This window comes from Kriegella aquimaris (assembly GCF_900103215.1).
Lineage (GTDB): Bacteria > Bacteroidota > Bacteroidia > Flavobacteriales > Flavobacteriaceae > Kriegella > Kriegella aquimaris.
The window spans coordinates 114741-129978 of the sequence record NZ_FNGV01000007.1; the positions used below are offsets into that span (position 1 = coordinate 114741).

The 15238-nt window shown below is 39.5% G+C and carries 7 protein-coding genes; 6 read left to right on the forward strand and 1 reads right to left on the reverse strand.

Going from position 1 to position 15238, the window contains the following annotated elements:
* The first annotated feature begins 12 nt into the window (after positions 1 to 12).
* From BLS33_RS14615 to BLS33_RS14635, 5 genes are all read left to right on the forward strand, one after another.
* A complete protein-coding gene (locus BLS33_RS14615) occupies positions 13 to 897 on the forward strand; it encodes an AraC family transcriptional regulator (RefSeq protein ID WP_089890791.1) in 885 nt (294 codons plus the stop codon).
* 221 nt (positions 898 to 1118) lie between these two features.
* The gene (locus BLS33_RS14620; RefSeq protein ID WP_089891170.1) at positions 1119 to 3212 is read left to right on the forward strand and encodes a sulfatase-like hydrolase/transferase; all 2094 of its coding nucleotides are present in this window, start codon (positions 1119 to 1121) and stop codon (positions 3210 to 3212) included.
* A 271-nt stretch (positions 3213 to 3483) separates the two neighbouring features.
* Positions 3484 to 4890 (forward strand): sulfatase, encoded by a 1407-nt coding sequence (locus BLS33_RS14625; protein ID WP_089890794.1) that lies wholly within the window; start codon positions 3484 to 3486, stop codon positions 4888 to 4890.
* 108 nt (positions 4891 to 4998) lie between these two features.
* Positions 4999 to 6471, forward strand: coding sequence for a sulfatase family protein (locus BLS33_RS14630; protein WP_089891173.1), 1473 nt, complete (start codon positions 4999 to 5001; stop codon positions 6469 to 6471).
* A gap of 69 nt (positions 6472 to 6540) precedes the next feature.
* On the forward strand, positions 6541 to 8025 hold the full coding sequence (locus BLS33_RS14635; protein WP_089890797.1) for an arylsulfatase: 1485 nt from the start codon (positions 6541 to 6543) through the stop codon (positions 8023 to 8025).
* Between the two features lie 327 nt (positions 8026 to 8352).
* On the opposite strand, the gene BLS33_RS14640 is transcribed toward BLS33_RS14635, so the two are convergent.
* Positions 8353 to 10527 (reverse strand): alpha-glucuronidase family glycosyl hydrolase, encoded by a 2175-nt coding sequence (locus BLS33_RS14640; RefSeq protein WP_089890800.1) that lies wholly within the window; start codon positions 10525 to 10527, stop codon positions 8353 to 8355.
* A 512-nt stretch (positions 10528 to 11039) separates the two neighbouring features.
* Here BLS33_RS14640 and BLS33_RS14645 point away from each other — a divergent pair.
* Positions 11040 to 15113: a hybrid sensor histidine kinase/response regulator transcription factor gene (locus BLS33_RS14645; RefSeq protein ID WP_089890804.1), complete on the forward strand. Its 4074-nt coding sequence runs from the start codon at positions 11040 to 11042 to the stop codon at positions 15111 to 15113.
* Positions 15114 to 15238 lie beyond the last annotated feature (125 nt).

Here is a 15238-nt window from a genome sequence, read left to right on the forward strand (position 1 = left end):
ATCACCTAATAAATGAAACTGACTTATAAGCAGACCGAATTAAGACCTGAAAGTTCTTTTTTGGCCAGAAAGGATACCATGCCCTGCATTGAGCAAAATTGGCACTTTCATAAGGAATTGGAACTCATCTATTTTTTGAAAAGTACAGGTACGCGTTATGTTGGTAATTCGATAGGCAATTTTGAGGAAGGAGAACTGTATTTGATCGGTAGTAATCTACCCCATCTTTTTAGAAACCACAAAGAGTACTACGAAGACGAGGGAGATGAAGGTGCTGTTGACCTAATAGTGGTCAAGTTTGAACGCGATTTGTTTGGTCAAGGTTTTGATGAGTTAAACGAAACAAGAAAATTGCAGCATTTATTTCAGAAAGCTAATCGCGGCCTGAAATTCTCAAAGGCAGTATCTTATTTGGTACATAGCCATATGGTAGGGTTGGTAGGAAGTCAGGGCTTATCTAGTATTATAGGACTTCTGAAGATCTTAGATGTCTTATCGATTAGTGAGAATTATGTACCCCTTTGCTCCGAAGGTATTCATAATACCTTCAAGAACAGTGAAAAGGAACGAATGGCTAAAATCATTTCTTATCTTACCGAAAACTTCGACGAAAAAATCGAACTTGAAAAGGTGGCATCTATTGCACATATGACTCCCAACGCCTTTTGCCGTTACTTCAAAAAGCGAACACGAAAATCGTTTACGCAATATTTGAATGAAATACGTATAAGGCACGCCTGTAAATTACTTATTGAGGGTCAACTTCAGATATCAACAATTTGCTACCAGTCGGGTTTTAATACGCTCACCAATTTTAATCGGCAATTCAAGAATTTTATGAAAATCACCCCTTCCGAATACATGGAAAAGTATAATGCTAAATTGGAAACTGTTTAATTAATTGCCTTTAGCCATAATATTCTCGTAAAGCGTCCGACCCATTAACTTTTCTAACACTACTTTCTTAGTATAATCTACTCCGAAATACATTTGCTGAATGGTTACATACATATTTTTTGTAGAATTGGCGATATTTGAATTCAATTCAAGTAAGAGTGGATTTTTAAACCACTATGTTTTCCTGTTTACATCAAATCGATAAAACAACCTCAAAAATTATGAAAAAAACATATTGTATCATCGGTACCATACTATTGCTGTTTGCCCAGCAGATAAAAGGTCAGGTGAAAAAAACTCCGGAGCACCTCAAGCCTAATATCATTTATATACTCACCGATGATTTAGGTTACGGTGATGTAGGGGTGTTTTTTCAGAACCAAAGGAAAGAGAAAAACGACCGTAGTGAACCTTGGGCATTCACGCCCAACCTTGATAAAATGGCTTCCGAGGGAGCGATTCTTACACATCATTATACAGCTGCTCCGGTTTGTGCCCCATCAAGATCTTCATTTCTATCGGGTTTGAGCCAAGGTCATGCCAATGTTCGGGATAACCAATTCGATAAGGCATTGGCCGACAACCATACCGTGGGCAACGTTTTGCAAAAGGCAGGATATACAACCGCAGCAATTGGTAAATGGGGACTTCAAGGCTCAAAGCGATGGTCGGAAAATGGTGATCAGTGGCCAGCGCACCCATTAAATAGAGGCTTTGACTATTACTATGGGTATATGCGGCATTCAGACGGACATGAACATTATCCCAAAGAGGGTGTATATCGGGGCCGAAAAGAAGTGTACGAGAACAAAACAGAGGTCAGTAAAGACCTCGATAAATGTTATACCGGTGACCTGTGGACTGCTGTAGCCAAAAAATGGATTGTAGAACAGGTACAGCATAAAAAGGAACAGCCTTTCTTTATGTATTTGGCATTCGATACCCCCCATGCCGTCTTAGAGTTGCCAACACAGGCGTATCCTGAGGGAGGTGGTCTCAATGGTGGATTACAATGGATGGGCAAACCGGGCAATATGATCAATACGGCATCGGGCGAGGTAGACTCATGGGTGCACCCAGATTATGACAAAGCTACGTACGATGACGATAATGATTCGTCAACCCCTGAAGTGGCTTGGCCCGATGTCTATAAGCGATATGCTACCAGTACAAGACGTATTGATAATGAGGTGGGAGACATTCTCCAATTATTATCCGATTTAGGCATCGATGAAAACACCTTGGTGATTTTTAATTCGGATAACGGTCCGTCTATTGAATCCTATTTGCCCAAAGAGGGTTACAAAGCAAACTTTTTTAATAGTTTTGGTCCCTTTGATGGCATCAAAAGAGATGTTTTAGAAGGAGGGGAGCGAACTCCTTTGATAGCGAGATGGCCGACGCACATCCCCGCTGGAAACGTGGTTGAGTCACCGAATATTTCTTATGATTGGCTTCCGACATTTGTGGATGCAGCCGGACTTCCAGCACCGGTAAATAGCGATGGTGTATCATTGTTGCCTAGTTTGACGGGGCAAGGAAAACAAAAGGAAAGCTTAATCTATGTTGAATATAATCAAGGAAGGAAATCTCCCGATTACGATGAATTTGCACCTAATAATAGAGGCAGATTAAGAAAGCAGATGCAAATGATGCGTATGGGAGATATTGTAGGCCTACGCTATAATATTCAAGGTGCGGATGACGATTTTGAATTTTATAATGTGATCGATGATACGCATCAGGCGACCAACTTGGCCAACAATGGCAACTTGGCCGAACTACAAAAACAAATGAAAGAGCGTGTCTTGCAAGTACGGGTGTCCGATACGACAGCGGCTCGACCTTATGATATGGAAGAGGTACCCGCCGTTCTCGGCAATGGTTTAAAAAGCGGATTGCATTGGAAGGTATATGAAAGCAATGCCCCTTGGCTTGCCCGTGTAGATGATCTGACCCCTATAGACCAAGGTGTTGCTAAATCCCTTTCATTGGATAAAATCAAAGTAAAGAAAGGAAACGTCTATCTTTTTGAAGGATTCATCAAAGTCCCCAAAAGCGGTACGTATACGTTTTACGTAAAGGCAACGAACAAAGCTTACGTACGTATTCATGAGGCCAGTTTGATCGACGCCGATTATGGGTATAAGTCGGGGACATTAAAAGAGGGTACCATTAAATTAAAGGAAGGGTATCACCCTATCCGCATTTATTGTCAAAGTGAATCCGATATGGAGAATGCTCTTGATATACAGTGGAAGGGACCTTCTTTTTCAAAAGGTAAAATACCGGCATCCGTATTTTATATGGAATAAAGAAGTATTACGATTCAATCACCGTAGAAGCGTTGAATTTTTGTATCGTCCCTTGATAAGATATTATTCTTTACTTCGAGAGACATTTATTGAACGGTCAAAGACAGCTGTTTTTAAATTTGGCATTTTATTTACCTAACTCAAAAAAGCGCTTACCTCACTTAGAAAACAAGCAATATTAATCGTGTCTCTCAAGTTTTGATATCGGTTAGCAAAACGTTCTATAAGCGATTTTTTTGAGTTTATAACGTATCTAAAAAAATAATTATTGATGAATTGCAGAAAGAAACAAATCATAATAACGACATTATTGTCGTTATTTTTAGCGCTTTCCATTTCTTGTAAAACCGAAAGTAAAAAAACCGCTGACATAAACAATGAAGTTAAGGCAAAGGTCAAGAAACCCAACATAGTTCTCCTATTTGTTGATGATTGGGGATGGATGGATCTAGGGTACCGGACAGAAATTCTACATACACCGAATATTGATCAATTAAAAAAAGACGGACTCGAATTTACACGGGCCTATATTGCTACCCCAACCTGTAGCCCAAGTCGTGCTTCTCTACTGACCGGCAAAGAACCTGTGCGCTTTCAAATGGTAAGGCACATTCCTGGTGCGAATGAAGGAAGTTTTAAAAACGGGAGAACAGACGAAGAGTTTCATCTATGGCCCAAAGATCCCGTACAAATGCCTTCGCGAAATTGGTTCCCCTTAGAAGAAGTTACCTATGCCGAGCGTTTAAAAGAATTTGGTTATTATAATATGTTCATAGGCAAATGGCATTTGGGGCACGAGCCTTATCATCCTATTAAACAAGGTTTTGATGAACAGTATGGTACGGCGAATGCCGGGCATCCTAAAAGTTATTATCCACCTTATTTTAAAATAGACAATCCTTTGGAAGATACTCCGGAAGACAGGTACTTGACCGATGTATTGACCGATAAGGCAGAAGATTTTATAGGCGGCTATGATAAAGACGTACCGTTTATGCTTTCCTTTTGGTATTATAATGTTCATGGGCCGCACGAAGGCCCAAAAGATTTGGTAGCCAAGTACAAGGCGGAAGGATTGGAAGATCGCTATGCCAATTATGCGGCTATGGTGACTGCAATGGATGTATCGGTCGGTCGGGTTCGAAAAGCAATTCAAGAGAAGGGAATTGCTGAAAATACAGTATTATTGTTAATTTCGGATCAAGGTGGTTATTTTAACCAATCACCATTGAGTGGTGGTAAGACCGGTGGAAACACACTTGGCGAGGGTGGTGCCCGTGTTCCTTTTATAATTGATTATCCAGGTATTGCCAAAGCGAATACAACTACTGACATACCGGTGCAATCGTTAGATATTTATCCAACGCTTATTGAAATCGCATCTGGGAAACCTTGTAACGATGATTGGATCAATGGAGAGAGCCTGATGCCGATTATAAATGGTGGTACTTTAGCGCAACGTAATCTCTATTTTTTTAGAAGCTATGAAGACCAGTACGCCGCTGTCATTTCTGGGGATTGGAAACTTGTAAAGTACCATAGCGGTAAATATGAATTATTTAATGTGACGGAAGATCTTTCGGAACAACATAATTTGATCGATGAAAATCTGGAACAGGCAGTAAAACTGAAAAAAGAGTTAGCTAATTGGGAAAAAGCTGCAGTACCCACATATTAGCGCATTAGTGTTTTGATTTTAGACTTTTACACTCAATAATAACGACTATTTTTATCCGCTTGAAAACTTCCTTTATTTAATATTGATACGACCTAACTAAAAATGAAAATGAAAAAATACGCATTGATTACTGTCTTTTTTATGAGCGCGCTCATCGGGGTCGCACAAGAAAAACCGAATATCATCTGGTTAATGGCCGAAGATATGAGTACTGATTTGGAGTGTTATGGTATGGCGGCCGTAAAGACCCCTAACCTGAACAAAATGGCTGATGAAGGCATTCGATTCGATAATTGTTTTGTGACCAACCCCATTTGTTCGCCTAGCAGATCGGCAATGATGGTGGGCGCACATCAGGTGAAAATTAATGCACATCATCATAGAAGTAATCGCGATGTGCCACTTAATGAAAACTTTAAGCCGTTTACTTATTGGCTGCGCGAAGCTGGGTATACAACTATTCTAGGGCACCATGGGGTGATGGGAAAAGGTCGTAAGACCGATATGAATTTTAAAGCTGAGAATATTGGTCCTTGGGATGGCAAAACAAAATTCGGATTATTCGACAAGTATGATACTTTTGAAAAGAAAGACCAACCTTTTTTCGCGCAGATACAGCTAGTGGCGAGTCATAGGGGAGATTGGTGGGACACGGTTCGCGAAGAATCGAAACACCCTGTCAATCCTGATGAGGTGGTGTTGCCAGCTTACATGGCCGATGATCCGGTGATTCGACTTGACTGGGCCAAGTATTTGGATCAGATCGAGTATTTAGACAATGAGGTGGGCATGATTTTCAAAGAATTGGAAGAGAAAGGAATGGCCGACAATACCGTGGTTATTTTTATTGGTGATAATGGTCGATGCAATGTTCGCGGAAAAGGCTATTTGCAAGATCCCGGACTCCGTATTCCGCTTATTGTATATTACCCAAAGGAGTTAAAAGGAGCTCAAGTACGTAAAGACGTGGTGAGTGCCACTGATATTACAGCTAGTATTTTAGATTTTGCGGGAGTCGATATTCCCGATTATATGACCGGAAAACCAATCTTTAAAAATGATTTTAAGCGAGATTATGTGTATGGTGCCCGCGATCTGTGGGACGAAATTGAAGAAAAGTCAAGAGCTGTTACTTCCGGTAAGTGGGCCTATATTCGCAATGATAAGCCCGAAGTACCTTATGATGCCCACCAAGCTTATTTAGAATTCTACAGGCCTGCCGTACATATAATGCGAAGGTTATATGCAGAAGGAAAATTAGATGAAAATCAAAAACCATTTTTTGAGCCTACAAAGCCAAAAGAAGAATTGTACGATCTGGAAAAGGATCCCCAAGAACTGCATAATTTGGCCTCTAATCCGGCATACAGTGAGATACTCAACCAATTAAGGAAAAGAACGCTAGCATACGATGAAGAAATGAAACCGGTTAGTAGCGTTTACCATCCGGTTCATGCGATTTCTGTAGATGTTATGGAGTGGGTGAAAAAAGAAAGACCAGAAGAGTACCAACGCATGTTGGATGGTGTCGAAATTGGTTTTAAGGCTATGACCGAAGGTTATAAAAAAAGTCTGAAGTAATTGGCACATCCAAAGAGAAATTGGAAACGGTTAAGTTGATGCCCAATCAAAAAAATAAATAACTTTTCTATGAAATTGTTCGGTTCTAAATTTCTTTTTTTCTTTTTTTCAACCTTGATACTTATTTGCTGTTCTTGTAAAGAAGGTGCCAAGGGAAATTCGCAAGAAAACAACGCGGTTGTGACTCAGCAGAAACCCAATATCATTTATATCTTGGCGGATGACCTGGGATATGGAGATCTCGCTTGCTATGGACAGGAAAAAATTGAAACCCCTAACATAGACAGACTGGCGTTAAGAGGGATGAAGTTCACCCAACATTATAGTGGGTCGTCAGTTTGCGCACCATCACGCTCCTCATTGATGACCGGCGAACATACAGGACACACCCCTATACGTGGTAATAAAGAGGCGGAAAATAACGGAGAGGGACAAGTGCCCATGGACGGCAATGCGATTACCATCGCAGAAGTGCTTAAATCGGCAGGCTATGTTACAGGAGCCTTTGGAAAATGGGGCTTGGGATATCCAGGTTCTGAGGGTGATGCCAATATGCAGGGTTTTGATACATTTTATGGCTATAATTGTCAGCGTCTGGCACATCGGTACTATCCTCCGTACTTAAGAAACAACCAAGAGAAGGACTTTTTGGAAGGCAACGATTGGACCCATATGGTCACTTACGCCCCAGACAAGATTCAAGACCAAGCTTTGAAATTTTTGGAAGATAATAAAGGAAAAGCATTTTTTGCGTATTTGCCTTATACGCTACCGCATGCGGAATTGATTTCACCGAACGATTCCATATTACGGAAATACGAAGGAAAGTTCGAAGAAACACCCTATACCATTGAAAATTCGTATACCTCCGATTATGGGGCTGATATCGTTCAGAAAGAATATTGTTCGCAAAAAACGCCACATGCGGCATTTGCATCCATGATACATCGATTGGATGTTTATGTAGGGCAGGTGATGAACAAGCTGGAAGAACTTGGCATAGCCGATAATACCATCGTTATGTTCGCAAGTGACAACGGACCCCATGCCGAAGGAGGTGCAGACCCTGATTTTTTCAATAGCGGGGGAGGACTCAGAGGTATAAAAAGAGACCTTTACGAAGGTGGGATCCGTTCGCCATTTATTGCCGTTTGGCCCAATAAAATAAAAGGGGGCGAGACTTCAAACCATATTTCCGCTTTTTGGGATGTAATGCCTACAGTAGCAGAAATTGCCGGAGTTCAAACTCCCGAAAACTGCGATGGTATTTCTTTTTTACCGACACTCTTAAGTCAGAACGATCAAAAGATGCATGATTATCTGTATTGGGAATTCCATTCGAAATACAAACGCCAAGCAGCGCGCAAGGGAGATTGGAAAGGAGTACTCTATAATAAGTTCAGTGAGCCGGGTGGTGAAATCGAGCTCTATAATTTAGCTAAGGATCCTTCGGAGAATAATAATATTGCAGATGAACATCCGGAAATTGTTTCTGAAATGAGCAGTATATTTTCCGAAGCACATAAAGAATCTGAACTGTTTCCTTTTCAGTGATGGATTAAAACCAAAATCTTCTTGAATTTAAAACGTACTCAATTGTAATCCTTGTTTTCAACAGGAAATTGATCTGCGGAATAAAAAGTAGATGAACCTCTTTTAATTTAAGAGGATGCGCAAGTTCTATGGAAAGGAACAAACCAAAAAAATGATTTGCGAGCAACCTTTGAATCGATGAATTGATCCTGGTGGCTCTAAATTATCAATGAAAGACTCCGTTAAAGTTATTGGTCAGCTAGCACAAATGGCTTACAGCTATAAATAAGCATATAGGTAAGTTTAGCCCTGAACTTTTATTCAATTTGTTTTATTGCTAAGGTTTTTTCAATGCCATTGAGGTCTTATACCGGGGGCAAAGGGAAATTTTAAAGACTTATAATATGCTAAGGTTTTTGTAGGTTTATTTACACCTTCCGGAAGCGCTTGTTTCGAAAAGGTTTGGAAATATAGCAGACAGGCATCACGCCACCATTTCGCTTCCCTTAATTGAATTTGTAAAAGCATTCGTACTTCGTTATGTTGCTCGGGTGTTATATATTGTTTTGAATCATCCCAAGTTACAATCATTGTCTTCACTTGATCGACACCTTGTTGGTATTTTAATGCAAGTCCATCCCATAGGGTATGGCCATTTTTTAATTTATAATCCCAAGGAAGATGATGAAACCACAGCAGATATTCTTCGGGACATGTTTTTGGGTCGTTGAATATTTTCGCCAACTCCGGTGCATATTGTGCTGTGGCATCGCTTCCGCTCGGCGTACGGTTAAATCCGATACCCTTCTCGTCTGCTTTATGATAATATACGGGGTTCCATTCGGGTCTGCTAAGCTCACTTACCCATGGCCCAGGGCCGTAATGGTGGCCGGTATCAAAAATATGGTGCAGCCCCAGCGGATTCATATAATTGACTACGGCCTCCCTAGACGTCAACATCATTGATTTTATAGCCGTAATAAAATTGGGGTTTTGTGAATATGTGGCTTTGATCCATTCATTTGCAATGGTTTCCGAATCTAGATACGGATCCCATGCCATTCTGCCAAATCCATACCAGTTCGCTTGGGCAAAGGGGTGACCTGTCCAATTTAGATCGGTCCCAATATTGGCGACACCGGCCATTCCGGTAAGTTTCTTTTGGTTCAAGGAACCGGCAATTACCTTGGCTACCGTAGAGCCTTTCCCTTTACTATAGGTATCCGAATGTAATACTTCTTCGAACAGTTTGGGTAAAAAGACCAAATGTGTACTAAAACCTAAATATTCTTGAGTAATTTGAAATTCCATCATCAGAGGGGTTTTGGGCATAGCCCCGAACATAGGATGAAAAGGTTCTCGTGGCTGAAAATCGATAGCTCCGTTCTTGGTTTGAACTAAAACATTATCCCTGAATTTTCCATCAAAAGGCACAAATTGAGTGTAGGCCTGTTTCGCCCTATCGGAGGTGTCATGTTCCGAATATACAAAAGCGCGCCAAATAACATTACCACCAAAGGGCTCTAGTGCCATGGCCATCATATTGGCACCGTCCACATGGCTCCTGCCATAATTTTGAGGTCCAGGCTGCCCTTCAGAATTTGCCTTTACTAGAAAACCGCCAAAATCGGGAATGTAATCATAAATTTCTTTGACCTTGCCATGCCACCAGTTTTGAACATTAAGGTCAAGAGGGTCAGCTGTTTCCAAGCCCCCTATTTCTATTGGGGCTGAAAACCGTGCGGTAAGGTATATTTTTATGCCATAAGGTCTAAAAACCTTGGCCAAGGCCTGTACCTTTTCTAAATAAGCAGGAGTCAATATTAAAGCGTTCGCATTTACATTGGTGAGGGAGACCGCATTGATACCTATTGAGGCGTTTGCCCGTGCATAATCGATATAGCGTTGATCGATGTATTCCGGTAATTTTTGCCAGTTCCATAAAGAGAAACCTGCATAGCCACGCTCTACTGTGCGGTCAAGGTTATCCCAATGGTTAAGCATACGTATATTTACTTTGGGAGCATCAGAAAGCATAATGTGTTTTAAGCTTTCACGTTGTTGCATGAGATTGAGCAATCCAAAAACACCGTATAGAATACCGATATCTTCATTGGCTGTAACAATCAGAACTTGTTTTCTTTCAAAAAGAACGGTCTTTATTACAAAACCGTCCGCGCCTAGTTGGTCAAAATCGAAGGCTAGCCTTTTTAAAAGCGAGGATTCAAGGTTGCTTTTTTTGGCTATGACCACGGTGTTTTCCGAATTTCTTAGTTTTTCAAAATCGGGTAATTTTCGCAACATTTTTTTTATTCCGGTAGTAAGTTCTCTTTCGGCAGCATGTAGCATCTCATTGCCGTTCTGAAAATAAATGGATTTGAAAGTATTCTGATATTCTTTTAAAAGTGCCGGCTCCTCGATTTCTGAATACCCCAACCATAAATCATATCCGGGGGGCGATTGAGCGAAAACTAAGGTGATTTGTAGCATAAAAAACAGGAAAATCGCTTTCGTACGGCTCATATAATCATAGTATTTTATAATAGTATGGTTGCTTAAAGGTAAATAATTAGTAACCAAATAAATTAAGCTAAAATGAAGGTTAAGAATCTCTAGATATAAATTATTATCAAATGAACAAAATAACGACAAAGCACCACTTCTTTAATCTGTATAGAAGAATTAGGCTTTTCGGTAATCTTTTTTTGGTATTGAAAAGTAAATACCGTATTCAAAGATGTATGATTAAGCACTAAGGAAGTAGCATTCATGTTGCCCATGCTAGTAATTATGATGCATTTGAACAGGTATACTATTTTTTCTAATTATATTGATACTTCAGATTCGATCTCGTTTAAATGGCGCTCGTATAATCGTGCATAGTGAGCGCCTTGTTTTAAAACATATTTGGGTCGATTTCTACGTTATATAAACTACTGATCTTTGTAAAGTGCTATTCATTTTTTAATATCATTATGAAAGTTGCCCTTATAATTAAAATTTGTGTTGCAATTGTATTGCTGATCTGCAGTCACATGAATGCCCAAGATCGCTCCGAAGAATATACCTTCGTAAATATAGAACAGAATAACACCCAGCGGGCGGTCTCAAGTATTGTACAAGATAGCCTTGGATTGATTTGGATGGGCACCAATGGCGTAGGGTTAAAAAAGTATAATGGTATCGATTTCGTGTCTTACAAACAAGACTTCAATGAAGAGAAATCGTTGAGCAGTTCATTGATTTATGTCACTTATGTGGATAAATCAAATAGATTGTGGATTGGTACCGAGGCTGGATTGAATTTATATGATCGAGATTATGATGAATTTAAACAGGTAGTCCTTTATAGAGATTCGGTGGTACTAGAGAATGTTCCTGTCAGGGCAATTCAGGAAAACTCTGACGGTTCACTGGTTATTGGATCTCATTACAATGGTTTGTTCGAAGTGGATCAAGAAACGTTAAAAGGCTATAGCGTTCCTATACTTACGAATACGCCAATTTCTGCTCTTCAGATCAATAGCTTGATAAAAAGTAGTACCGGTAAACTATTAATGGGGGCCAATCAGGGTCTTTTTGAATATGACGGTTCTAGGGTTCATCCCGTTTTATCTATTTATGAGTCGTCAGATACTGATTTTTCCTATAATATCGAATCGATGTTACAAGATGATGAAGGTTCGATATGGATAGGAACTTTTTCTAACGGTTTGATAAAAGTAGAGGTAACCCCGTTTAATTCTTACGAGGTTCATAATTACAGAATAACCGACCAACGTGTTTTAGCCCTTGCACAGGCTTCCGATGGCAATATTTTATGTGGCACCGAAAATGACGGACTTTTCGTATTAAAAAAAAATGGGACCATTCGTAAAAATTATCGGTATAATAAATTTGACGCCAACAGCATAAAATCGAATTCTATTTGGTCAATTTTTGTAGATACACAAAGTCGAATTTGGATTGGTTATTACAATAACGGGGTAGGGGTATACGACCTTCTTTCCGATAAATTTAAAGATATAGAGAGCCTCGCCAATACGAACAATTCTCTACAATTACCGTCGGTGACCGGTATAGTTAGCAATAGTAATGGCCAGATATGGATTGGTATGGATGGTGGGGGCATTGATATTTATGATCCGGTCAAAAGAAATATCGTTCACCTCAAAGACCCCAGTAATAAGTTGTTTTCAGGTTTGGACGCCGGTGATGTGGTGGCACTTTTTATGGATAGTAAAGATAATCTTTGGGTGGGAACATGGAATTCAGGAATTTTTCTTCTGCCCGCTAACACTTCCTCATTTCTTAATTATACGGCATCGAATACGAATTGCGGATTAAGATCAAACCGCATTATGAGCTTTGCAGAAGACTCAAAAGGAACCATTTGGATCGGATCTTATGTTGAAGGGTTGCATTCTTATAACCCAATCAGTAAGATTTTCAGTCATCATAATAACGATATATTCGAAAATCCTAATCCCGGACATGGCGCAATGCGAAAAGTATTGGTCGATAAAAATGATACTATTTGGATGGGAACAACAGCTGGACTTTACAAAATGTCTAATGACCTGACCGGCCCCCAAAAGGTAATATCCCTAAAGGAAAACATGCATCAAGATTTAGGAAATAAACTCGTTGTCGATGTGATTGTTTCTTTATTCGAGGATAGTAAAGGAGTGATATGGATAGGTACGGATGGTGCCGGTCTATGTAAATATGATCCCAGTAATGAAAACTTTGTTTGGTATGGTCAAAAAGATGGTCTGGGTCAAGAAACCATTGCATCAATTATGGAAGATAACAACGGAGATCTTTGGATGGGAGGCAACAACGGTCTTTCACATTTCGATATGACAAGCCAGACCTTCAAAAATTTTGATACCAACGATGGCTTACTTTCAAACGATTTTAATTTCAATGCTTCCTATAAGGATGTAAATGGCGTATTATATTTCGGTAATTATGGGGGCATTAATTATATAGATCCGAAGAACATTAAGTTCAATACGAATGAACCTCAGGTTTATTTTACCGATTTTAAGCTTTTTAATAAATCCGTAGTTCCGAACCAAGAACAATCTCCCTTGAAAAAAGTCATTGGTCAGACCGAAAGTCTTAGTTTGAAACATCATCAATCCGTATTTACCATTGAGTATGCGGGAATCAACCTGACCCGGCCCAAGAAAAATCAATATGCGTTTTATTTGGAAGGTTTTGAAGATAAATGGAATTATGTTGGCGACACGCGCAGTGCCACCTATACTAACCTACCTTCGGGAGATTATACATTCAAGGTGAAAGCCGCCAACAACGATGGTATTTGGAACGAAACCCCGAAAACTTTACAATTAACGATACTTCGACCATGGTGGGGTACCAATTTAGCTTTAATTTTTTACGTGCTCGGTATAGTCTTGATTTCCTTTTTTTTGACTAATCTCATCAAACAAAGAATAAGGGAAAAACGAATAGTACAGTTTGAAAGGGATAGAAGAATTCAAGAGGAAACCTTAAATGACCGAAAAATTCAGTTTTTTACCAATATATCGCATGAGTTTAGAACTCCGTTGACGCTTATCTTGAACCCCTTGGAAGATATTATGCACGATTCGGGGCTTGTTTTGACAAAAACTATTAAAGAAAAACTTCGAATTATCCATAAAAATACGAGCAGACTAAAGCGATTGATAGATGAATTGATGGATTTTAGAAAATTAGAAATCAACAAGTTATCTGTTAAAATATCTGAAATAGAGGCGATATCCTTTGTTAAGGAAATAACCGATCACTTTGAAGAAGAGGCCGTACTTAAAAATATTGTATTCCAAGTAGAATCCGATGATTTGTCCATAACGCTGTGGAGTGACCCTTCGATGTTGGAAAAAATAATTTTCAATATACTGTCAAACGCTTTTAAAATTACTCCTGACCATGGGGAGATTACCGTGGGGGTGGTAAGATGCAACCAAAAGGTTACTTTTCCATTAATATATACGGAACAACCTATACATGCTTTGGAAATTTATGTGGAAGACACCGGTAGCGGTATAAAGAAGGACGAAATAGAAAAGGTTTTTGAGCGATTTTATCAGGTGGAAAAAATGAACAGTCAATACTATGGAGGTACTGGAATTGGTCTCGAAGTAGTTAAGAATTTTGTGGATCTTTTAAAAGGGAAGGTGGTTGTAGAAAGCGAAGAAGCCTTAGGAACAAAATTCAGGGTTTTTCTACCCCTGGGTAATGCCCACTTTAAGGAAAATGAGCTGTTTTTGGCACCGGAACAAGAGAGTGATAAAGTCGATGTGCCTGATTTTGAAGAAGAAATTATTCATCAAATATTGGGTGCCAACGGCCAAAAGACCTTACTTATCGTTGAAGATAATACAGAATTACGAGATTACCTTAAGAACGAGTTGAGCCATGATTATATGATTATTGAAGCCGTTAACGGAGCACAGGGACTGGAAGCAGCCACGAAAAGAATTCCCGATATGATTTTGACAGACGTCGTCATGCCCGAGATGGATGGTTTTGAATTTTGTACACGTATTCGAGAAGACCTTAAGACTAGTCATATTCCCTTGTTGATGTTGACTGCGAAAGCAATGACCGATGACTGGGTAAAAGGCATAGATTCAGGGGCCGACGTTTATCTTAGTAAACCTTTTGAAATGAAGGTGTTAAAGGCACAACTCAAACAAATTATCACCAGCCGCCAAGTTCTTTTTAATAAGTACCTTAAAGATTCAAATAATGTCAAAATACCCGGAAATACGACTAACTTGGATAAAAGGTTTATTCACAAAGTGTTGGACTATATCTCCGAGAACATGGCCGATGAAAACCTCAATGTCGAACATTTGGCCGATGAATTGCACTTGAGTCGGAGTCAATTATATCGTAAAATTAAAGCCCTTACCGGATATTCGGCTAATGAGTTTTTACGCAGAATACGATTGGAAAAGGCCAAGCAAATGATAGAAGGGGGAAACGAGTCTATTAGTGAGGTGTGTTTTAAAGTAGGTTTTTCATCACCTTCCTATTTTACAAAATGCTTTAAGGCCCACTTTGGAGTATTGCCTACAGAGTTAAAGTAATACGGTATATTTTTCCAATGAGACTTTTAATCAATAGTAACCATAGCCTAATTCAAAAGTAAAGTACTACATACCAAAATTTAAGCTAAAACTTTCAACAATATCTGCTGAAAAAATTGTTAATG